24 protein-coding genes are annotated in these 21,735 nt (G+C 57.0%); 9 read left to right on the top strand and 15 right to left on the bottom strand.

Annotated elements, in window-relative coordinates:
- Window positions 1-8: 8 nt before the first annotated feature.
- From ACR0NE_RS09405 to ACR0NE_RS09435, 7 genes are all read right to left on the bottom strand, one after another.
- The gene (locus tag ACR0NE_RS09405) at window positions 9-1,043 is read right to left on the bottom strand and encodes a threonine aldolase family protein (protein ID WP_170512519.1); all 1,035 of its coding nucleotides are present in this window, start codon (window positions 1,041-1,043) and stop codon (window positions 9-11) included.
- Window positions 1,043-1,516, bottom strand: a complete 474-nt coding sequence (locus ACR0NE_RS09410; protein ID WP_170512517.1) for a YcgN family cysteine cluster protein — start codon at window positions 1,514-1,516, stop codon at window positions 1,043-1,045. Before ACR0NE_RS09410 ends, ACR0NE_RS09405 begins: the two co-directional genes overlap by 1 nt.
- Complete coding sequence (locus ACR0NE_RS09415; RefSeq protein WP_170392424.1) at window positions 1,513-2,445, bottom strand: bifunctional riboflavin kinase/FAD synthetase; 933 nt, start codon at window positions 2,443-2,445, stop codon at window positions 1,513-1,515. Before ACR0NE_RS09415 ends, ACR0NE_RS09410 begins: the two co-directional genes overlap by 4 nt.
- A gap of 60 nt (window positions 2,446-2,505) precedes the next feature.
- Window positions 2,506-2,949 carry a MaoC family dehydratase gene (locus ACR0NE_RS09420; protein ID WP_074736482.1) on the bottom strand — a complete coding sequence of 148 codons (444 nt, stop codon included), beginning with the start codon at window positions 2,947-2,949 and terminating at the stop codon, window positions 2,506-2,508.
- Between the two features lie 100 nt (window positions 2,950-3,049).
- The gene (locus ACR0NE_RS09425) at window positions 3,050-3,925 is read right to left on the bottom strand and encodes a TIGR01459 family HAD-type hydrolase (RefSeq protein WP_170392423.1); all 876 of its coding nucleotides are present in this window, start codon (window positions 3,923-3,925) and stop codon (window positions 3,050-3,052) included.
- Between the two features lie 196 nt (window positions 3,926-4,121).
- Entirely contained in the window at window positions 4,122-5,042 is a 921-nt protein-coding gene (locus tag ACR0NE_RS09430; protein WP_170512514.1) for a manganese-dependent inorganic pyrophosphatase, read from the bottom strand.
- Window positions 5,043-5,141: 99 nt separating this feature from the next.
- The gene (locus tag ACR0NE_RS09435; RefSeq protein WP_170594559.1) at window positions 5,142-6,122 is read right to left on the bottom strand and encodes a TraB/GumN family protein; all 981 of its coding nucleotides are present in this window, start codon (window positions 6,120-6,122) and stop codon (window positions 5,142-5,144) included.
- A 121-nt stretch (window positions 6,123-6,243) separates the two neighbouring features.
- Here ACR0NE_RS09435 and ACR0NE_RS09440 point away from each other — a divergent pair, with 121 nt between their 5' ends.
- The 6 genes from ACR0NE_RS09440 (at window position 6,244) to ACR0NE_RS09465 (ending at window position 12,064) form a co-directional block, all read left to right on the top strand.
- Complete coding sequence (locus ACR0NE_RS09440) at window positions 6,244-6,918, top strand: DUF2161 family putative PD-(D/E)XK-type phosphodiesterase (protein ID WP_170594561.1); 675 nt, start codon at window positions 6,244-6,246, stop codon at window positions 6,916-6,918.
- 174 nt (window positions 6,919-7,092) lie between these two features.
- Window positions 7,093-7,380 carry a co-chaperone GroES gene (groES, locus tag ACR0NE_RS09445; RefSeq protein WP_010441779.1) on the top strand — a complete coding sequence of 96 codons (288 nt, stop codon included), beginning with the start codon at window positions 7,093-7,095 and terminating at the stop codon, window positions 7,378-7,380.
- Between the two features lie 55 nt (window positions 7,381-7,435).
- On the top strand, window positions 7,436-9,079 hold the full coding sequence (groL, locus tag ACR0NE_RS09450) for a chaperonin GroEL (RefSeq protein WP_170392413.1): 1,644 nt from the start codon (window positions 7,436-7,438) through the stop codon (window positions 9,077-9,079).
- Between the two features lie 182 nt (window positions 9,080-9,261).
- The gene (locus ACR0NE_RS09455; protein WP_170594563.1) at window positions 9,262-10,104 is read left to right on the top strand and encodes a DMT family transporter; all 843 of its coding nucleotides are present in this window, start codon (window positions 9,262-9,264) and stop codon (window positions 10,102-10,104) included.
- Between the two features lie 38 nt (window positions 10,105-10,142).
- Window positions 10,143-10,916, top strand: a complete 774-nt coding sequence (locus ACR0NE_RS09460; protein WP_170594565.1) for an alpha/beta fold hydrolase — start codon at window positions 10,143-10,145, stop codon at window positions 10,914-10,916.
- Window positions 10,913-12,064: an alpha-D-ribose 1-methylphosphonate 5-triphosphate diphosphatase gene (locus ACR0NE_RS09465; RefSeq protein WP_170594567.1), complete on the top strand. Its 1,152-nt coding sequence runs from the start codon at window positions 10,913-10,915 to the stop codon at window positions 12,062-12,064. Before ACR0NE_RS09460 ends, ACR0NE_RS09465 begins: the two co-directional genes overlap by 4 nt.
- Window positions 12,065-12,125: 61 nt before the next feature.
- On the opposite strand, the gene ACR0NE_RS09470 is transcribed toward ACR0NE_RS09465, so the two are convergent.
- The 4 genes from ACR0NE_RS09470 to ACR0NE_RS09485 form a co-directional block, all read right to left on the bottom strand.
- Complete coding sequence (locus ACR0NE_RS09470) at window positions 12,126-13,193, bottom strand: 5-(carboxyamino)imidazole ribonucleotide synthase (protein ID WP_170594569.1); 1,068 nt, start codon at window positions 13,191-13,193, stop codon at window positions 12,126-12,128.
- A gap of 2 nt (window positions 13,194-13,195) precedes the next feature.
- Window positions 13,196-13,951, bottom strand: coding sequence for an NAD(P)-binding domain-containing protein (locus ACR0NE_RS09475; protein ID WP_170512502.1), 756 nt, complete (start codon window positions 13,949-13,951; stop codon window positions 13,196-13,198).
- A complete protein-coding gene (purE, locus tag ACR0NE_RS09480) occupies window positions 13,948-14,433 on the bottom strand; it encodes a 5-(carboxyamino)imidazole ribonucleotide mutase (RefSeq protein WP_170594571.1) in 486 nt (161 codons plus the stop codon). Before purE ends, ACR0NE_RS09475 begins: the two co-directional genes overlap by 4 nt.
- Before the next feature lie 76 nt (window positions 14,434-14,509).
- Window positions 14,510-14,734: a YdcH family protein gene (locus ACR0NE_RS09485; RefSeq protein WP_010441787.1), complete on the bottom strand. Its 225-nt coding sequence runs from the start codon at window positions 14,732-14,734 to the stop codon at window positions 14,510-14,512.
- 165 nt (window positions 14,735-14,899) lie between these two features.
- On the opposite strand from ACR0NE_RS09485, the gene ACR0NE_RS09490 reads away from it, so the two are divergent.
- The 3 genes from ACR0NE_RS09490 (at window position 14,900) to ACR0NE_RS09500 (ending at window position 16,505) form a co-directional block, all read left to right on the top strand.
- Window positions 14,900-15,313, top strand: coding sequence for an Hsp20 family protein (locus ACR0NE_RS09490; protein WP_010441788.1), 414 nt, complete (start codon window positions 14,900-14,902; stop codon window positions 15,311-15,313).
- A 5-nt stretch (window positions 15,314-15,318) separates the two neighbouring features.
- A complete protein-coding gene (locus tag ACR0NE_RS09495; RefSeq protein ID WP_170392397.1) occupies window positions 15,319-15,543 on the top strand; it encodes a DUF1150 family protein in 225 nt (74 codons plus the stop codon).
- Between the two features lie 83 nt (window positions 15,544-15,626).
- A complete protein-coding gene (locus ACR0NE_RS09500; RefSeq protein WP_170594573.1) occupies window positions 15,627-16,505 on the top strand; it encodes a PhzF family phenazine biosynthesis protein in 879 nt (292 codons plus the stop codon).
- A gap of 72 nt (window positions 16,506-16,577) precedes the next feature.
- Here ACR0NE_RS09500 and ACR0NE_RS09505 read toward each other — a convergent pair whose 3' ends face one another.
- From ACR0NE_RS09505 to trxB, 4 genes are all read right to left on the bottom strand, one after another.
- Window positions 16,578-18,296, bottom strand: a complete 1,719-nt coding sequence (locus ACR0NE_RS09505) for a bifunctional sulfate adenylyltransferase/adenylylsulfate kinase (protein WP_170392393.1) — start codon at window positions 18,294-18,296, stop codon at window positions 16,578-16,580.
- Window positions 18,297-18,496: 200 nt separating this feature from the next.
- Window positions 18,497-20,152, bottom strand: a complete 1,656-nt coding sequence (locus tag ACR0NE_RS09510) for an adenylate/guanylate cyclase domain-containing protein (RefSeq protein ID WP_480459607.1) — start codon at window positions 20,150-20,152, stop codon at window positions 18,497-18,499.
- A gap of 102 nt (window positions 20,153-20,254) precedes the next feature.
- Window positions 20,255-20,713, bottom strand: a complete 459-nt coding sequence (locus ACR0NE_RS09515; RefSeq protein ID WP_170594577.1) for an RES family NAD+ phosphorylase — start codon at window positions 20,711-20,713, stop codon at window positions 20,255-20,257.
- A gap of 1 nt (window position 20,714) precedes the next feature.
- Window positions 20,715-21,656 carry a thioredoxin-disulfide reductase gene (trxB, locus tag ACR0NE_RS09520; RefSeq protein WP_170594579.1) on the bottom strand — a complete coding sequence of 314 codons (942 nt, stop codon included), beginning with the start codon at window positions 21,654-21,656 and terminating at the stop codon, window positions 20,715-20,717.
- Window positions 21,657-21,735: the final 79 nt, after the last annotated feature.

The raw sequence follows: 21,735 nt of genomic DNA on the forward strand, positions 1-21,735 counted from the left end.
AGGCACGACTACAAGAGGTTCAGAAACCGATCGATCTGCTCGGTTCCGATGGACCAGTCACAGACAAGGCGGCAGGCCAGCATCTCGTCTTCGTCCTCACCGTCCAACGTATCGCCCCACAGGTGATAGACGGCGCCGGCCTCGTGCAGGCGCTTGTGTTGACTGCGGGGAAAGCTTGCGAAAATCATGTTTGCCTGGGGTTCATGCAGGAATTCTGCCCCGACTGCCCGCAGACCATCCGCCAATCGCGCGCAATTGGCATTCGCTTTGCGAGCTGATTTCAGCCACAGGTCATCCTGCAGATAAGCAGCCATCTGGGCCGACAGATAACGGTGCTTGGAAAACAGGTGCGCCCCGCGCTTGCGCCGCAGCTCGAACTCCCAAGCTTTGCTTTCGTCGAAGAAGATTACGGCCTCGACACCCATCAGCCCGTTTTTGGTGCCGCCAAAGCTGACTGCGTCAACACCAGATTTCCACGTCATCTCTGCCGGTGAGCAATTCAAAGCGACCAGAGCGTTAGTGAAGCGTGCACCATCCATATGCACCGGCAACCCATACTTCTTGGCAACGCCACACAAGGCTTGAAGTTCGGCAAGCGAGTAAACCGAGCCACGCTCGGTCACCTGAGTGATCGAGACAGGCCCGCGCTGCGGACCATGCACGCCGCGGGTTTCTTCCCCCTCAATGGACTTGGTCAATGCTTCGGGGGTCATCTTGTCGCCACCCGGCACCAGAGTCAGTTTCGCGCCGGTGTAGAATTCGGGAGCATTGCACTCATCCTCATGGATATGAGCAACGGGTGAACAGAACACGGTTTCCCACGGCTTGCTCAGCGTTGCCAACGCCAGTGAATTAGCTGCCGTTCCCGTAGCGACCAGATAAACTGCCGCACCCGGTGCTTCGAAAATGCCGCGGATTTGGTCGCGCACTTCGTTCATCAAGGTGTCGGCGCCATAAGCCATCTGATAGCCCTGATTGGCTTCGGCCAATGCGGCCAGAACTTCGGGATGAACAGGCCCGGAATTATCAGAGGCAAAATGCATTAATTCGGCTCCTCGATGATGTAGTCTTCCCACTCTTCCATGGGCGTTTCGAATTCAGATACGGTTCGCCGCTGCACGGAGACTCCGGCGGTGTGAACGCTTTCAGGCGTACCTGATAGCAAAGGGTGCCAGTCGTAAAGCGGTTTGCCTTCCCAGAGCAGTCGATAGGCGCAAGTCTGGGGCAGCCAATAGGCATGGTTGTCGATGTTATCGGGTGTCATGACGATGCATTCGGGCACGAATTGGTGGCGGATATCATATTGGGTGCACCGGCAAGTTTCGTCATCCAGCAGGCGACAGGCAACACAGGTCAATGCGACCTCGCCCGTATCTTCGTCTTCCAGCTTGTTCAGACAGCATTTGCCGCAACCATCACACAGTGCCTCCCACTCACGCTGGTTCATCTTGCGCAGCGGCTTGCGTTCCCAGAATCGGGGCGCGAGGCCAGCTCGATCGATTGGATCCGTAGTCATGTGCTGGCCAGTATCTCTCTCGCGCGCGCGCAATCGGCATCCATCTGCGAGATCAACCCGTCAAGGCCGTCGAATGTCATTTCGGGCCGCAGATAGTCGACCAGACCAACGGACAGCGTGGCACCGTAAAGATCACCTGAGAAATTGAACAGAAATGTCTCGATGTTAGGAACCTCGCCTTGGAACATGGGCCGGGTCCCGACCGATGCCGCCCCGTGATAGCTGCCCTGATGCGGGCCATCCAGGACGTCGACCAAAACTGCATAAACGCCGAATCTCGGAGGGTGTAGTCCTTCGATCGACATATTGGCTGTCGGGTACCCCAACTCTCGTCCGCGTTGCTCGCCTCCGACGACCTCACCCTCGATCCGGTGCCAGTGCCCCAGCATTGTTGCCGCATCGCGCGGGCGCCCCTCTGACAGAGCTGTCCGGATCGCAGTCGACGAAACCACATTCTCGGTGCGCTCCAACAGGGGCGCGATTGTCACACCGAACCCCATCTCTTCGCCAAAGCGAACCAGGTCCTGAGGGTTACCGCTGCGCCCTTTGCCAAAACAAAAATCGGCACCCACGACAACATGAGAAAGCCCCAGACCATCGCATATGACATTTCTCGCAAAAGCTTCGGGCGTCATACCCGCGAGCGTTGAATTAAAAGGCAGTTCATAAAGCTTCTGCACGCCGAGTTTTTCCAGCCGGTGCGCGCGTGCATTGCCGCGCATCAGACGAAAGGGCGGTGCCTCTGGGGAAAAATACTCTCGCGGATGCGGCTCAAATGTCATGACCCCCAGCGGCGCGTTCAATTCAGCATTGCGCGCCAACTCGATGACGGATTGATGGCCAAGATGAACACCGTCAAAGTTCCCGATGGCGACACTTGCGCCTCGGTCTTCTGGTTCAACAAACTGGAAGTCCCGGATGATATGCATGCGGCTTGCCTAGCGGGACTGCCCGTCAGGTTCAAGCCGCAGTTCGGTTAAGGTGGATTATCAGTCGAACTTGCGGCTCGGAGCCAGCACCATGGCCTCACCCACCAACACTTTCTTTCCGTCAACTGCGCAGTGGCAATCCAGTTTCACCCGACGTTTGGCAAAATCGATATCGATCACCTTGACCTCGGCATAAACCATGTCGCCCGGACGCACCGGCGCCAGAAATTTAAGCGATTGTCCCATGTACACGGTTCCATGTCCGGGCAGCTGCTCTCCGATCACGGCAGAGATCAGGCCGGCGGTCAGCATGCCATGCGCAATGCGCCCTTCGAAAATCGTATCGCGGGCATAGTCATCATCCAGATGAACCGGATTCCGGTCGGTCGATACTTGAGCGAACATCTCGATATCTTCATCGGTCACGACTTTGCGCAAGTGCCGTGACATGCCCATTTCGATGTCTTCGATGCAAATCGTTCCGCGCGGAAGGTTGTCCAACATGCTGCCCTCATTCGAGATCGAAAGAGCAACAAAAGACCATCATCTGCCGCTCGTCGGCAACTTTATTACTTCGCAGTTGCAGAAAATCAAGTCTTTTTTGCTATCTCAGGCGACCAATCGAATAGGTTGGATTGATCTGTTCCTTCTCGTTATGAGCTTTCAACGCGTCTTCGTCTGGATGATGTGATGTTTTGGTTTCTGCGGCTGCCAAACCGCCGGTGATGAAGAGGGTATCAATGCCTTCCCCCATGCCTCCAGCGATATCTGTTTGCGGCCCGTCCCCTATGGCAAGTATTTCAGAATCCGACACATCAACCCCAATCGCCTGCAACCTGCGCCGGGCCAGATCGTAGATCGGCGGGTGTGGCTTACCGAAATATAGGCTTTCACCACCCATCTCGGTATAAAGTCGGGCCAAAGCACCTGCGCACCATTCGCGCGTTTCGCCTCGGTCCACCACGATGTCCGGATTTGCGCAGAGCAGTTTCATCCCTTTCTGCTTGGCATAAAGAAAGTCGGGCCGGTTCACATCTGGGTCCGCCATCGGGTCGAACGGGCCGCAACACACGATGCCTTCGGCCGCGTCCAGCGGAACGCGTTCAATGTGGATCGGATGATCCAGCAGTTTCAGGGGTTCAAAAAAACCGGCATCCCGCTGCCATTCCCCCATGAAGTAGACTTTTTCGCCAATCGCCCCGCGAAACATCGCTGAACGCGCCGAATCACCGCTGGTTGCAATCGTGTCATAGGAATCTGCCGGCACATTGAAATGTAAAAGCTGCTCGGCAACCCCGGCCCGAGGCTTGGGGGAATTGGTTACAAGAACCACCGTGCCACCACGTTGACGATAAGCTTGCAGTGCCGCGACGGCCTCTGGGTAGGCAGTTATCCCATTATGAACGCAACCCCACAAATCAACAAACAGCGCTTTGTAGCGGTCAGAGATTTCAGCGAGTGAAGAAACGATCTGGGTCATGGCGCGCCTCGTGCAGCAGGGAATGCGAGATGTCAAAGCCTATGGCAGAGCGTGGCGCAATTGGCCAGAGGTGCAGCCCAAGGCGGAGCGGCCGAAATCAACCCCCCTTGTTCATCTGGCCAAAAATATCTCGGAGCGCGAGGCAGAGCCTCGCAAAAAAAAGCGCCCGGTTTCGGGCGCCTTTGATAATCTAAATTCAAACCTTGAGGTTCGGAATGATCTGCTTTTTCCGGCTCATCACGCCGGGCAACACAACCGCGTCACCGTCCACGGTTGCGCCAAAGCTCTTCTCAGCGACACCTTTGACCAGATCATTTGGAACCAGCAGCGTTGCCTCTTCGTTCAGAATGTCGACCACGAACAGCAACACCTGATCAACGCCGTCTTCCTTGGCCACATCAGCCATCGAGCTTACGATGCTGTCCTTGCGATCCAGCACGACACCGGGGGCTGTGGTTTCCAGAACCGAGACCCGGAACTTGGTGCCGTCTACTTCGTATTCTTTGCTGTCCATGCGGATCAGTTCGGCGTCCGAGAATGACGATACATCCGATTTTGCTGCAAACATGTCGGCGGCGTAGGCCGAGACATCCAGACCAAGTTCAGCCGCCAGTTTCTCAGCCACGGCGCGGTCGTGCGCGGTGGTTGTGGGTGAGCGGAATTCCAGTGTGTCCGACAGGATGCAGGTCAGCGCGGCACCTTTGATCGCGTCGGGCATCTTGGCGGCGTCGTCACCCATCAGATCGACCATGATGGTTGCCGTGCAGGCCAGCGGGCGCACGGTGATGTCGATGGGGCCTTTGGTTTCAAGCCCGCCAACCAGTTTGTGGTGGTCGATTATGGCGCGGATATCGGCGCTGTTGATGCTGGCGGGCAGCTCGGCCGGATTGTTGGTGTCGACGATGACAACCGGTGCATCCTCGGCCACGTCCTCGATGATTTGCGGCTTGGGCAGGTCCCAACGCTCAAGCATAAAGGCGGCTTCGGTGTTGGGTTCGCCTAGCAAAACGGGCTGTGCCTGTTCACCTTTCACTTCGTTCAGATACCACGACCACAGGATCGGAGAGCCGGTGGAATCGGTGTCGGGAGATTTGTGGCCAAAAACTAGCGTTGTCATGTCTCGTGTCCTGAAGAATATGGATTTGCGCGCCTTATAGGGTGGTCAAACACGGTTGTCACCCGGAAGCAAACTTGCTGCGACCCTTGGTCTGAAAACCTAGAATTCAGCGCGTTCCAGTGTATATCCGGCTTGCTGTAGCTGGTTCAGTAAGCCGTAGTCGTTGCTCAGATGTCCGGCCCCGACAGCGATCACCGCGGTCTGATCCTTCAGGTCCAGAATCTTTTCCATCCAGTTGGCGTTGCGTTGCACCAGAAGCTGATCCTCGAACCCTTTCCATTCGGCGTTAAACTCTTCTGGTGTCATCCCTGAAGCTTCAAGTCCCTGAATTTTCGCAAGCTCAATGATCGCGGCGTGCTGCTCTTCGATATAGGCGTTCGCCATGGTGATCATTTGGTCGTCCCCGGCCTGCAGCGCCCCGGCCAGCCTGGTCAGTGAGGCCACTTGTTCCTCCAGAGGATGGCTGTCGAACATGGCGATCAGATCCTCGATCCGCTCTAGCGAATACTGGGGTATCCCGTGTTGTTCGGCCAGTTCCGTCAGGCGCGTGTCCATGCCGCGATCAAAGTCTGGGGTATTCATCCGGCAAGGCGGAATGCCCAACATCATGCTTAGAAACCAAGGGCGCATCTTGGCGGCCATCCAGGCGGGAATGCCACGCTCGGCCAGAGTCGCGGACAGCGCTGTCCAATCTTCTTCCGACATCAGGTCAATCAAAGTGGGGCCGGACGTAATCAGGACCGGGCTGAAATCATCGGCCAGATCTTTTTCGAACGCGTCCATTTCGTCCTGTGTGACCTCGAAGAAAAACGCGTCGGCCTGACTCAGAACTGGCTCCAAGCGCTCGACCACGGGTGCCATGCGGGGGTCGCTGGTGTGGAGGGTGCCGATCAGGTGCAAGACGGTCCCGTCTTTTGTCGCGATCCAGTGGTTGCCCTCCGGAAACGGAATGTCACTGATTGTCTTCTCGAGATCAGCTTGACTTTCGGCCGACAGGTCAAGCCTAAGATCTCTCCCTTCGCAGGCCGCATGGGCGGTAATCGGAAGCAAAAGGCCGAGACAAAAGCTGAGCAAGCGCATATGGAACCTTCCGGAAATGGCGAATATGACCAAGACGTACTCCTGCCTTCTTGTAAGTTGCAATGTAGTTTGTCTTCAAACCGTGGCTGGCAATCCGCGCGAAACTACATAGCATAGCGTTATGAAGCTCGAGCAGGATCTCTATCCACCCATCAAAGCCTTGTTGGAACGTCAGGGATATACCGTGAAAGGTGAGGTTGGCGCCGCCGATATTGTTGCTCTGCGGGATGGGCAGGAGCCGGTGATCGTGGAACTCAAGCTGCGCTTCAGTCTCGCGCTGTTTCATCAGGCCATCACACGACTGAAAATAACCGATCAGGTCTATATTGGGGTCTGTAAACCAAAAGGCCGGGCAGCGCGACGGGCGTTGAAGGATAATCTGGCGCTGTGCCGCCGCCTGGGATTGGGCCTGATCACCGTGCGCTCTGATGGAGCGGTCGAGGTTCAATGCGATCCCGGCCCCTATGCGCCGCGCAAGGATAAGGTCAGGGCTAAGCGATTGCTGCGCGAGTTTGAAAGGTTGCAGGGCGATCCCAATGCGGGCGGTGCCACGCGTCATGGGATCGTAACGGCCTATCGGCAAGATGCGCTAAAATGCGCGGCCCATCTGGCAGAGAACGGAGCGGGCAAGGGGGCCGATGTCGCAAAGGCCACTGGCGTAAGTGCGGCGACACGTTTGATGTACGACAATCATTACGGCTGGTTCGAAAAAGTGGAAAAGGGCGTCTACGCGCTGTCTGAGGCAGGGCAAGAAGGTCTGAAACACTGGGCGTACAGCTGGGATCAGCCAGACTAGGTGCCTTGTTCTTGCCTGCTTATCGCGCCAGGCAAAAAAATCTTTCACATATTGTTGACTCGCTTCCTGCAACTCCCTAGCTATGCGTCGTTATCACTCATGAGACCCGAGTGCTAACGCCTCGTCAGTCGGCGAGGGGAGGATAACAAACTTTGAGCCCAAGGAGCTGCAAAGATGGCATTGAAACCGCTTCATGACCGTGTGCTGGTTCGTCGCGTAGAAAGCGAAGAGAAAACCGCAGGCGGACTGATCATTCCCGACAGCGCAAAAGAAAAGCCCAGCGAAGGCGAAGTCGTTGCAACCGGCGAAGGCGCGCGCAAGGACAGCGGCGAACTGATCGCGATGGCTGTAAAAGCTGGCGACAAGATCCTGTTCGGCAAATGGTCGGGCACCGAGGTTCAGGTCAACGGCGAAGAGCTGCTGATGATGAAAGAAAGCGACATCATGGGGATCATCGAGTAAGCGCACCCGCTTTCTCTGATCTTCATTTCAACAGATATTCTCAAGGAGAGACAACATGTCTGCAAAGGACGTCAAGTTTGACACTGATGCCCGTAACCGCATGCTGGCCGGTGTAAATGTTCTGGCCGATGCTGTTAAAGTGACCCTGGGCCCGAAAGGCCGCAACGTGGTTCTGGACAAATCCTTTGGCGCGCCGCGCATCACCAAAGACGGTGTTTCGGTTGCCAAGGAAATCGAACTGGAAGACAAGTTCGAAAACATGGGCGCGCAGATGGTGAAAGAAGTCGCCAGCCGCACCAATGACGAAGCCGGCGACGGCACCACCACCGCAACCGTTCTAGCCCAAGCCATCGTTCGCGAAGGTCTGAAGCAGGTTGCTGCTGGCCTGAACCCGATGGACCTGAAGCGCGGCATCGACCTGGCAACTGCCAAGGTTGTCGAAGGCATCAAAGACGCTTCGCGTGAAGTCAAAGACTCGGCAGAAGTTGCTCAGGTTGGCACCATCTCGGCCAACGGCGAAGCCGAAATCGGCCAGCAGATCGCAGACGCGATGCAGAAGGTTGGCAACGAAGGCGTTATTACCGTCGAAGAAAACAAAGGTCTGGAAACCGAGACCGATGTTGTCGAAGGTATGCAGTTCGACCGTGGCTACCTGTCGCCTTACTTCGTCACCAACGCAGACAAGATGATCGCAGAACTCGACGACTGCATGATCCTGCTGCACGAAAAGAAACTGTCCTCGCTGCAGCCGATGGTTCCGCTGCTCGAGCAGGTGATCCAGTCGCAGAAGCCGCTGCTGATCATCGCGGAAGACGTTGAAGGCGAAGCACTGGCGACCCTCGTGGTCAACAAACTGCGCGGCGGCCTGAAAATTGCTGCTGTCAAGGCACCGGGCTTCGGCGACCGCCGCAAAGCCATGCTGCAGGACATCGCGATCCTGACCGGTGGTCAGGTGATCTCCGAAGATCTGGGCATGAAGCTCGAGTCCGTCACCATGGACATGCTGGGCACCGCCAAGAAGATCGAGATCACCAAAGACGAAACCACCATCGTCGACGGTGCTGGCGAGAAAGCCGAGATCGAAGCACGTGTTGCTCAGATCCGCACTCAGATCGAAGAAACCTCGTCGGATTACGACCGTGAGAAGCTGCAAGAGCGCGTTGCCAAACTGGCAGGCGGTGTTGCCGTTATCCGCGTTGGCGGCATGACCGAAGTTGAAGTGAAAGAGCGTAAGGACCGTGTGGACGATGCTCTGAACGCAACCCGCGCTGCTGTACAAGAAGGCGTTGTTGTGGGCGGTGGTGTTGCTCTGGTTCAGGCCGGTAAAGCACTGGAAACTCTGGAAGGTGCAAACGCCGACCAGAACGCAGGTATCAACATCGTTCGTAAGGCAATCGAAGCGCCTCTGCGCCAGATCGCCGAGAACGCTGGTGTCGACGGTGCGGTTGTTGCTGGCAAAGTTCGCGAAAGCGACGACGCAGCATTCGGCTTCAACGCTCAGACCGAAGAATATGGCGACATGTTCTCGTTCGGTGTGATCGACCCGGCCAAAGTTGTCCGTACCGCTCTGGAAGATGCGGCATCGGTTGCGGGCCTGCTGGTCACCACCGAAGCAATGGTTGCCGATAAGCCCGCCAAAGAAGGCGCGGCACCTGCCGGCGGCATGCCCGACATGGGCGGCATGGGCGGCATGATGTAAGCTGCTTAAGCCTTAGTGCTTGATAGCGGGGTCGCCTTTGGGCGGCCCCGGTTTTGTTTGGAATGTCTGTTGCGCATTCGTATCATTGGCGCTGGTAGGCTCTGGTCCGAGGAGGGTCGGGATTGGCTCGGCAATCGGGAATGTGAGTGTGCAAATCCCTTTGAAACGGCTATGCGGTTGATATGCGACTGTTTCTTCTGACCGTTTTAACCATGTGCGCCTTCGCCGCGAATTCGATCCTGAACCGCCTTGCTATCGACAGTGGCGCAAGTGATCCGGCGGGATTTGCCATTATCCGGGTTTTGGCTGGTGCCTTGGTTTTAACGGTATTGGTGGCGCTTCGGGGCAGCTCGATCCCTGTTTTTAATCGTCGACGTGTTGTTGGGGCCGGGTCACTGTCGCTTTATATGATCGGGTTTTCAGTTGCGTATCTGACGCTTGATGCCGGGCTTGGTGCGCTGATCCTGTTCGGGGTTGTGCAAATTACCATGTTTGCGATTGGTGCAATGACCGGTTCTGCACCCACTTTGAGACAGATATTGGGTGCCGGTATTGCGCTTGGTGGACTGGCTTTTGTTCTTTGGCCTGCTGGGACGGTTCAGGTCGACCCGAAGGGGGCCGGCTTAATGACGGCTGCCGGGGTCGGGTGGGCCATATATTCCATCGCGGGCCGGTCCGAACCAGATGCATTGTCGGGAACTGCAGCAAATTTCATCATGGCGTTGCCCGTCACGGGACTTGCCCTGTTCCTGCTGGGAAGCAATTGGCAAATGTCTCCGCTTGGCTATGGGCTGGCTGCGCTTTCCGGAGGCGTCACGTCCGGTCTCGGCTATGCGCTATGGTACCGTGTCGTGCCACAGCTTTCACCGGCGGTGGCCGCGATCGTGCAACTCAGCGTTCCAGTTATCGCAATTGCTGCCGGGGTCATCCTGTTAGCCGAGATGGCAAGTCTAAGGCTTCTGCTCGGCGCCGGATTTGTACTCGGCGGCATCGCACTGGCGGTGCTGCGCCGGAACCGTGGCTAGGGGTTCCCTCGGCCTGGGTTAGGCCTTATCTGGCGTGTATGAAATTTCTTGCTGTTCTCCTCTTGTGCCTTATGCCTGCGGTGGTCAATGCGAAATGCGTGGTCCTTCTGCACGGCCTCGCGCGCACAGAGGCCTCGTTTACCGTCATGGAACAGCTATTTCATGCGCATGGTTACACTGTGGTTCGTCCCGGTTACCCTTCGACAGACCTACCAATACCAGACCTCGCCAACCAGACTTTACCAGCTGCGTTCGCCGCCTGCGGGGAGGATACGGTTAACGTTGTAGCGCATTCGATGGGGGGCATTCTGCTGCGCTATTGGTTGCAGGACAACGACCCTGAGAATCTGGGACGCGTTGTCATGCTCGGACCTCCTAATCAGGGCAGCCAACTGGTAGACGAGCTTGGCGCCTGGGAGGTTTTCGGCTTTCTGAATGGCCCTGCAGGGCTTGCGTTGGGAACCGGACCAGAGGGTATTCCACGCCGCCTGCCGCCCGTGGAGTTCGATTTGGGGGTGATTGCAGGCGAGAACTCATTGAACCCATTGTTCTCGTCTCTGATCGATGGTCCAGATGACGGCAAGGTATCGATAGAGACCACAAAGGTTGAGGGTATGGCTGATCACATCGTCTTGCCGGTGACGCATACGTTCATGATGAACAACCCGCGGGTCATGGCGCAGACCCTGCATTTCATCGAATTCGGACAGTTCGATCCACAAATCACCTGGCTTGACGGGGTGATGGATATCATCGACCAGATCTGTCTTGGGGAAGATTGCTCGGAACCGGACTCGGAGCCCACTCAATGAACTCATTGGAACTGACATTGACCGGCGCGAATGTTCTGTTGCCCGGCGAAGGGGTGTCGCGTGCTGAACTGACGATCGCCGAAGGTACCATTCAATCCGATAGGGCAGGGCGGCAGATTGATTTGTCAGGATACCTCATCCTGCCTGGCATCATTGATTTGCATGGCGACGGTTTTGAACGTCACATCGCGCCCCGGCGCGGTGCCATGAAGCAGATGGCAGAGGGCATTTTATCGGTCGAGGCGGAACTGGCCGCGAATGGAATAACCACAGCTGTTCTGGCGCAGTTCCACAGTTGGGAAGGCGGCGTGCGCGGGCCCGAGTTTGCTGGTCAGGTTTTTGACGCCATCGCTGCGGTTCGGGATGATGTTGTAACCCAACTGATCCCTCAACTGCGCTTCGAAACCCATATGCTGGACGACTATGTGGGGCTGCCCGAACGTATCGCGGATTGGCAGGTGTCTTATGTGGTTCTGAATGATCATCTACCTCATGACCGGCTGGCTGAGGGGCGAAAACCACCCCGCTTGACCGGGCAGGCACTGAAGGCGGGACGGAATCCCGAAGTGCATTTTGAGATGCTGAAGGCAATGCACAACCGCAGCGCCGAGGTGCCAGCAGCACTGGACAGCCTTTGCACTGCCCTTGCGAACCGAGGAATTCGGCTCGGCAGCCATGATGATACAACGCCGCAGGATCGTGCTGAGTGGCGCGAGCGCGGGGTGATGATCTCGGAATTTCCGGAAACGCTGGAAGCCGCCGAATGTGCCCGGGCGGGCGGAGATCACATCATCCTCGGCTCACCCAATGTTGTGCGAGGCGGCTCACATAAGGGAAATGCCAGCGCGGTGGCTCTGATCTCGATGGGTTTGTGTGATGCATTGGCATCGGATTACCACTACCCCAGCCCGCGCCGCGCTGCGCTGATGTTGGTAAAATCTGGCCTGCTGGATATTGCGGGCGCCTGGGCACTTGTCTCGTCCGGTCCCGCGCGGGTTTTAGGCCTGAATGATCGCGGAACGCTACAGCCCGGAAATCGTGCTGATCTGGTGATACTGGATGCGGTAACCCATCAAGTCGCTGCCACACTGTCAGGCGGGTGTGTCAGCTATATGTCCGGTAGTATCGCAACACGTTTCTTGAGCTGATCCCGGCTTCATCTGGCTAAAAATACCTCCGCCGGAGGCATCGCGCGTAAGCGCGATTACCTCATCGCGAAATCCGGTTGAAATGCCCCATCTTGCGGCCGGCCTTGACCTCGGCCTTGCCATAGAGATGCAGTGCTACGTCCCGTTCGCGTGAAAGCTCGGGTACGCGGTCAATGTCATGCCCGATCAAATTCTCCATCACGACGTCCGAGTGGCGCTGACCGTCGCCCAAAGGCCAACCGGCCACGGCGCGAATATGTTGTTCAAACTGATCCACGGCGCAGCCGTTCTGGGTCCAGTGACCCGAGTTATGAACGCGCGGCGCGATTTCATTCACGATCAATCCTTGTGGCGTCACAAACAATTCGACACCCATGACGCCGACATAATCCAGCGCGTTGAGAATGTTGGCGGCCAGCAATACCGCATCTGTCCGCTGCGCCGGAGACAGGCGTGCCGGTATTGTGGTCGTGTGCAATATGCCATCGCGATGGACATTCTCGCCCGGATCGAAACAGGCAACTTGCCCGTCCAGACCGCGTGCTGCGATGACCGAAACCTCGTGGCTGAAGTCCACAAACCCTTCCAGTATGGACGGTGCGCCCGCCATATCGGCCAGTGCCGCCCCGGCATCTTCGGGTGCGCGCAGCCGGGCCTGACCTTTGCCGTCATAGCCGAAGCGTCGGGTTTTCAGGATAGCGGGGGTGCCAATGTCATCAATTGCGGCGCGCAGGCTGTCCAAATCGGAGATGTCTGCAAAGGGCGCGGTTTGCAGGCCTAAGCCTTGTAGAAATGTCTTTTCGGTCAAGCGGTCCTGACTGACCCGCAACGCCTCTCGACCCGGGTGAATGGGGCGGTGTGCCTCAAGCAGATCCAGCGCCTGGGTGGGGATGTTTTCAAACTCGTAGGTGATCACGTCCACCGACTTCGCAAAGGCCTTCAATGCGTCGGCGTCATCATAGGCGGCGGTCGTGACCTGATTTGCAACTTGACCGGCCGGAGGATTTGCGCCCGGCTCGAATATGTGGGACTTGAACCCCAACCGTGCAGCTGCGATCGAGAGCATCCTGCCCAGCTGACCGCCCCCCAATATCCCGATAGTCGCACCGGGCGTAAGCATATCTGACATCGTCATGTCTCCAATCTCTTGCCAATGGCACTCAGTGCAGCACGCAAGGCATCATGCGCGCCCTCGGATTGCAAAATATCCGTCATCTGAAGGCTCAGTGTGCCCTCGGTCGCAAGCGCGTCACGCTCGGCTGCCAGTTGGCCCGCATGCTCTTTGTGCATTGATGTCAGAAACCCTGACACAAGCTGCGTGGTGTAGAATTCGGCCCGGTCTTTGTCACCGGTCTGATCAGCCAACCAGTCGGTGCCTGTTGCCATAAGGTCCAGGATACCTGGCACCATGGCGCAGATGGCAAAGTGGGCGTTCAACGCGGCCTCATTGGCAACTTTGACCACAGGATTTTCGGGCTCGAACAAATCTGCCAAGAGGCGATCTTTGCCGTAAGCGGCCAATGGGCAACCTCCTGTCTGAAGGAAACCCAGCGGAATCGTTTGCACTAAATCCGATGCCGGCGCGCACAGGCCGGATAGCTGCTCCTCAGAGACGGCGGCCATCACCGAAACAATCTTCTGATCTGCGTGAAAGCTTAGCGGGGCCAGAACGTCCTCGGCCACATGGGGGCGCAGGCAGAGAAACACGATCTCGGACGCATCAATCACGTCTTGCGGAGTGCCAACTCGGACCCCAAGCTCGGCCTGCAGAGCCGAGGAGACTTGGGCATTGCGCTCGGTGACGTAAAGATCATGACCTTTTGCGGCCATCAGCCGCGCGATTGGCGCAGCGATGTGGCCTGTGCCGATGAAACCGATACGGCTCATTGCTGAGGTTCTTCCGGGATCGAAGCAGAGAGGGCCTCGCGCCAGGCATCCAGCCGTTCCGCAAGCGCAGAATCCTGCAGCGCCAGAATGCCTGCGGCCATCAGACCCGCATTGGCCCCGCCGGCCGAACCGATAGCCATGGTCGCAACCGGAAAACCTTTGGGCATCTGCACAATGGAATAGAGCGAATCTACGCCCGACAACGCGCGGGTTTGCACCGGAACGCCAATCACGGGCACGCGTGTTTTCGACGCCATCATTCCGGGCAAATGCGCCGCGCCACCCGCGCCCGCGATAATGACCTGCAAGCCGCGCGACACGGCGGTTTTACCATAATCCCAGAGGCGATCCGGCGTGCGGTGGGCCGAGACGATCCGCGCCTCATAAGCGATGCCCAATTCATCCAGAATATCGGCGGCCTCTTTCATCGTGGGCCAGTCCGACTGACTGCCCATGATGATCCCTACTTTCACATCGCTCATCCGCTTACGCCCCTGCCATCGGAAAGAGCGCGCACTATAGCCAAATCCGCATATGTGGCAATGCGGTACGCGCTTCTCAGGCGATGATATCGGGGGTCAATCTGTCTTCGATCAGACGGATGATGTCTTTCAGGCGCAGTTTCTGCTTTTTTAGCCGCTTGATCGTCAATTGGTCCGAGGTCCCCTTGGCCTGCAAGGCCTCGATCGCTTCGTCCAAATCACGGTGCTGGCGTCGAAAGACCTCTAATTCCACCCGTAGGACTTCATCGGTTTTCATCGAAAGATCGGTGGGTGCGTTCATGGACGACTCAGTGTTTCAAGTGGTGCTTCTAACACAAGATAGTGTGTCAGGGTTTATCCGGCCAGACCTTGTGGACATCCCTGTATCTTCCCATATTCTATATCACGCGGTTGCCGACATCGGGACCGCAGAATACGTCGCTTTGACAATGAAGGACGAAAATACGTGTCGAAACTTACCTTAGGCTCATACCCGCATCTTTTGGGGTTCGAGCAGTTGGAACGCCTTCTGGAACGGTCTGCAAAGGCCGGAAATGAAGGATACCCGCCCTATAATATCGAGCAGACCTCGGATTTTTCCTATCGCATCACCTTGGCGGTGGCCGGTTTCGCGGAAGAGGACCTGTCGATTACAATCGAGGATCGCCAGTTGGTGATCCGGGGCCGTCAGCGCGACGACAGCGAGGGGCGCATATTCCTGCACCGTGGCATCGCGGCGCGTCAATTCCAGCGCATGTTTGTGCTGGCTGACGGGGTCGAGGTGGGCGAGGCGATCATGGAAAACGGTCTGCTGCATGTGGACCTGACCCGCGCCGTGCCTGAAACCGTGGTTCAGACAATCAACATCAAGAAGGGGTAAGAGCAATGAATACACCGATTGAGATCAACGCCGAAGGCAATCGGATTGTCTATGTAAAGGCCGTTGATGTGGCAGACCTTCCGCAGGATCTGCGAGAGCAGGCAGGCGATCTGGATCAGCTGTATGCTGTCCACGATTCCGATGGGCAGCAATTGGCACTGGTTGCCGACCGCAAGCTGGCCTTTGTACTGGCACGCGAACATGACCTGTCCCCGGTGGCCGTTCACTAGGCCACCAAACATTCCGCCGAATTGACGTGACATTTTCTGCCTCAGCGGTGATCGTGCCGCTGATTGAAACGCAGGAGTGCGCGATGAGCTGGTATGATTTCGATTGGGTGGATGCGTTCAGCGATCAGGCCTTTGGTGGCAACGGCTGCGCAGTTGTGCATGAGGGTGCAGGGCTGTCGGACGCGGTTTGCATGGCATATGTGCGCGAGACTTCTCTGGTTGAATGCACTTTTACCGGGCCATCCGATATCGCTGATATCCGGGTCCGGTACTTCCTGGCCAGCCGGGAAATCCCATTTGCCGGGCACCCGACCATAGCAACCGTTGCAGCGATGCGATCACGGGGGTTGGTTCAGGGTGATGCTCTGACGCTTGAGACCGGAGCAGGGATTGTATCGATCAAACTGAATGGTGATGACATCGAAATGACGCAGGTCGCCCCGCAATTCGGCGATCATGTGCCCGCAGATCTGGTTGCCGCCGCCATCAGCCTGCCGGAAGAGGTGGTAATTTCTCCACCGCAGTTCGTTTCAACCGGTCTGCCCTTTTGCATTACGGTCCTGCGCGATCACGAGGCGCTGCGCGCTGCCAAGCTGGATGTTGCTTTGCTCAGTCATATTACCGAAAAGGCCGGTTTCTCGGGGTCGGACATGGCTGAACCGTTTCTTGTAACACTGAAAGGCGCAACGACTATGGGCGACACATTCTCGCGCCTGATGATGGCGCCCCCCAGCCCGCCCGAGGACCCGTTCACCGGATCGGCCACCGGTGCGATGGCGGCCTATCTCTGGAAACACGGACTGATGGACAAAGAGACATTCATCGCCGAACAGGGCCATGACATGGGCCGCCCCGGTCAGGCGACCGTGACACGCGTTGGACCTTCGGATGCGATGACGGGGATCAAAGTTGCCGGGCGCGGCCATGTCCTGATGCGCGGGCAGGTGAATTTGCCCGACTGAACCAGACCCGCACCTGCGAAAAAGGCCCTCAGAAATCTGAGGGCCTTTGATGTATTTTTTCGTCTTAAGTGATCAGGATGCTGCAATCAGCCCCATGCTTTCCAGCTTAAGCAGAACCTGATGTGCGCAGTTGTCAACCTCGACATTCTCGGTCTCGACGCGCAGCTCTGGGTCTTCAGGGGCGTCGTAAGGGTCGGAAATCCCCGTGAACTCTTTGATCTTGCCCTCACGTGCCAGTTTGTACAGACCCTTGCGGTCTCGGCGCTCGCATTCTTCAATGCTGGTCGCGACATGCACCTCGCAAAATGCACCGAATTGTTCGATCTCTTCACGCACAGCACGACGGGTAGTTGCGTAAGGCGCGATAGGAGCACAGATGGCAATACCGCCGTTCTTGGTTATCTCAGACGCGACATAACCGATGCGGCGGATGTTCAGATCGCGATGTTCCTTCGAAAAGCCCAGTTCCGAAGACAGGTTCTTACGCACGATATCCCCGTCCAGCAGGGTAACCGGACGATCCCCGGTCTCCATCAGCTTGACCATCAAGGCGTTGGCAATGGTGGATTTGCCCGAGCCTGAAAAACCGGTGAAAAACACGGTGAATCCCTGTTGCGAGCGCGGCGGGAAGCGGTTGCGCAGTTCCTGAACAACTTCGGGGAACGAAAACCATTCCGGAATCTCCAGCCCTTCGCGCAGACGGCGGCGCAGTTCAGTGCCCGAGATGTTGAGGATCGTGACGTTGTCCTTGTCCAGAATCTCGTCATTCGGCTCGTATTGCGCGCGTTCCTGCACGTAGACCATATGTTTGAAATCGACCATCTCGACGCCGATCTCGTCCTGATATTTTCGGAACAAGTCTTGCGCATCATAGGGGCCGTAGAAATCCTCACCGGCAGAGTTTTTGCCTGGACCTGCGTGGTCACGACCGACGATGAAATGGGTGCAGCCGTGGTTTGCGCGGATCAAACCGTGCCAGACTGCCTCGCGCGGGCCAGCCATGCGCATCGCAAGGTTCAGCAGCGACATCGACGTAGTCGAGGCCGGATATTTATCCAACACGGCTTCGTAGCAACGCACGCGGGTGAAATGATCCACATCGCCCGGTTTGGTCATGCCAACCACGGGATGGATCAGCAAGTTGGCCTGTGCTTCTTTTGCGGCACGGAAGGTCAATTCCTGATGCGCACGGTGCAAAGGGTTACGGGTCTGGAACGCAACGATACGGCGCCAGCCCACTTTGCGGAAATAGGCGCGCAACTCGTTCGGCGTGTCGCGGCGGGCTTTGAAATCGTAATGCACGGGCTGCTGGATGCCAGTGACCGGGCCGCCCAGATAAACTTTGCCCGCTACATTGTGCAGGTAATTCACAGCCGGGTGCGCATCATCATCAGCACCAAAGACCTTTTCCGCCTCACGCGCCTTGTCTGGTGTCCAGCGGTCGGTCACGGTCATGGTGCCGAGGATCACGCCTTCCTGATCGCGCAGGGCAATGTCCTGCCCCAGCTCGATCGATGCGGCAAAATCCTCGTCAACATCCAAGGTGATCGGCATTGGCCAAAGTGTTCCATCGGCGAGGCGCATGTTTTCGACCACGTTGTCATAGTCCGCTTCGCTCAGGAAACCTTTGAGCGGATTGAACCCGCCGTTCATAAGCAGTTCCAGATCGCAAATCTGCCGGGGCTTAAGATCCCAGCTGGTCAGATCAGCGGCTTCTATCTTCAGTTTCTGCGCAGACTCGTAGGAAACATACAGTTCAGAGATAGGGGCCAGATTGCTTAACATCGTCATCGGAAAACTCTTATCGCAGTTCTGTTTGCATTTGTTTCAAGGGTGTTTGCAGGGCATGTGCCTCGGCCTGAGGGTGAAGTCCATAGACTTGCAAAAACTAAGGATGAAATGCGTGGTTTTTTCTCGAAATGGAACGGTTTTCTGTTTTTTGTTTCATGTTATTGAAAAAATCCCGCCGCTCAGGCTCATTAGGCGCATTCTCAGGCAATCTGTTCCAGCGGTGAGGTTTGCGACTCAAGGTCGGCTGCGTGCCTGACGGGCAGGGCAGGGACGGGTTCAGAGACACCGCGCAGGCTGAATTCCCGCAGATCGCGGGGATCACATTGTAACCCAGCCGCGTCCAAAACCTTGTCCGATACAAGGAGCTCAACCCCCAGTGCTTTGGTTTCAGCCTCCAAACGGCTGGCAACATTTACAGCGTCTCCGATGATCGTGCGTGGCGCGTGTTTAGCCGCTCCGATTTCGCCCAGCACAAGATCACCAAGATGTAGACCCATACCAATGCGCACAGGTTGGCTGCCTTCTGCTTGGAGCTGCTGGTTGAAACGCTCCAATGCGTGTCCGATCCCAGCCGCCGCCCTCAGACCGGCACTTGCCGAACTTGCGGCGTTGGCTGTTTCGAACATCGCCAGCAACCCATCGCCCATGTATTTGTCGACAACCCCGCCTTGTGCCGTGATTGCTGGGACAATTGCGTCAAAGAAACGATTCAACAGAAAAACGATATCATACGGCAATTGCCCCGTTGTGCGGGCGGTGAACCCGCGCATGTCCAGAAACAGAACCGCCAGCTGCCGTTCTTGCCCCTGGCTCGCATGCGCACGATCACGCGCGCCGTCGGGGCGGAAAACACGAAATACAGTGAGCGGGTCGGACGGCCGCATCTGGCAGGCCAGGCGGGTCCCCTCTGGCGCGCTGATCGCTTTCAGGCTGCGGGCTTCAACTTCGGTTGGTGGGTGCAACTGATCGGCGCCATCTTCAACCACAACGCGACAGGTCGTGCAGCGCCCCTTGCCGCCACACAGCGCGGTATGTGGGATGCCGTTTGCGCGCGACATCTCCAAAAGGGTCATGCCTTTCTCCGAAACAACTTCTGGACCGTTGACATAGCGCACCCGCACCGAATGCCGCCGCCGCCAAAGCTTGCGCCCGAGATAGACCAAGCCTGTTAGTGCAAGCGCGGCCCAGAATACCCACTGCGCATAGTCTGTGACGGAAAACAAAGACTGAAACTCTTCTTGCGAAGGCCAGTTATAGTATTCGACATACTGTTCTCGTAGATCGGGGTCGGCAAAATCGGCCCAGATACGCCGCCCCTCGGTCAGAAGGCCTGCGAAGGCGAAGCCCGGTACAAAGACGGCGAGACCGATCAGATATGGAACCATCGCGCGCCACCATGTGGTCAACCGTAACCACATGTGTAGCCCAATACATCCGTGGACCCACACCAGCAGAAGTAATAGGCTTTGGAACCAGATCGCGGTGCTGGGCCACATCAGAATGATGATGTAACTCATTTCATCATTCACCCCAAAAATCTCATGCGCGTATCGGGTCTGAACCAAATGTGAGATAAGCTGCAGCGGGATCAACAGGCCAAGAATAACCTGAAGCGCGACGCTGAAAGGCATTCTGAGCGTCCGGCGCTGCGCGAGTGAGATAAGCGCCAGTCCCATGTGCATCAGCAATGCGCCATATATCACGACGCTGCCGATCTCATTACGGCTGACAGCTTTACGTCCGCCCTGCATCCCGTGCAGCAAATCAGTGTGAAACAGACCAAGGCCGATATTGATGAAATGAAAGAACGCAAAGACAAACAGCACGAGGCCGCTTGCGATTCTGAGCCGGCTCATCCATCCGCCGCGCCAAAGAACGTTTTCCAAAAGCTCACCTGTTCTTCGCGTTACTATGGTTGATCCTGATACGGTGCCGGGTGCCGGTCAAGATAGGCGCGGTCACCTTTCGGGGAACCAGTCGCAGGGGGCACCTGCGGTTTGTATCATCTGGTGTTCTGCGTTGAACAACACCAAATGGCTCAGTTTAGGACGCGAGCGCGAACTGTATAGCAGTCCATCCGCGCCGTATGTGCGGGCCTTGTCCGAAAATCGCCATGTTGGAGAGGGTATGCCGGTTGCCCGCATGTCTTGCCAGACGATCGAGGCAGAAGGTTGCCCCCGCAAATCCAATACTTGCGCCTTGGATATTTTCAAGCGATGGATCGTCCGTGGAGGGTCGCACTGCGAGACATAGCGCCGAATGGCGATCCCGGCCCCTTCAGCGCTAAGCGACGCATAAAGCGCGAATTGGCCAGAATGATGAAACCGTCCTTCGGGGGCACGGGCCGATGAAAGCGGGTCACCCGATTGGGTGCGGAGCAGAATTCTCCAGACGAGGCCGGAGAATTCTGTAATCATCTTAGTCGTTCTCCGCCAAGAATCGTTCTGCATCCAGCGCGGCCATGCAGCCCATACCGGCGCTTGTCACAGCCTGACGGTATACGTGGTCGGTCAGGTCTCCGGCAGCAAAAACTCCCGGAACCGAAGTTTTCGTCGTGCCCGGCTTGGTCACGACGTAGCCACCCATGTGGGTTTCCAGCGTATCTTTGACCAGCTCATTTGCCGGGGCGTGGCCGATAGCGACAAATACGCCTTTGCACGGAATCTCTGTGATTTCGCCGGTCTTTACATTCTTGACCTTGACGCCTTCCACACCCAGTGGGGCATCGGTTCCGATCACCTCATCCAGTTCGTGAAACCAAAGCGGCTCGATCTTTTCGTTCTTGAACAGCCGATCCTGAAGGATCTTTTCAGCTCGCAACTCATCGCGGCGGTGGATCAGAGTGACTTTGCTTGCGAAGTTGGTCAGGAACAGCGCTTCTTCTACGGCAGTATTTCCGCCGCCGATCACAACGATTTCCTGACCGCGATAGAAGAAGCCGTCACAGGTGGCACAGGCTGATACGCCAAACCCTTTAAATTTCTCTTCCGAGGGAATGCCTAACCACTTGGCTCGTGCGCCCGTTGCCAGAATCACCGCGTCGGCGGTGTAGACGGTGCCACTGTCGCCTTTGGCTGTGAAGGGACGCTGGCTTAGATCGAGATCGCTGATGATATCGCCGATCACTTCGCATCCCATTGCCTTGGCGTGATCCTGCATCCGAACCATCAGGTCTGGCCCCTGAACCTCGGTGTCACCCGGCCAGTTTTCCACCTCGGTTGTGGTGGTCAGCTGCCCACCGGGTTCGATACCCTGCACCAGGATCGGTTCCAACATGGCCCGGCTTGCATAAACGCCCGCGGTGTATCCTGCAGGTCCCGACCCGATGATCAGAACCTTGGTGTGTCGTGTTTCGGCCATGGTATCCTCACTCAAACTGCCTCGGCGGACGTGTTGTCCGGTGCGGATCGATATAGCGACCGCAGGGCAGGGCTTAAAG

Source organism: Ruegeria sp. C9, from assembly GCF_056537585.1.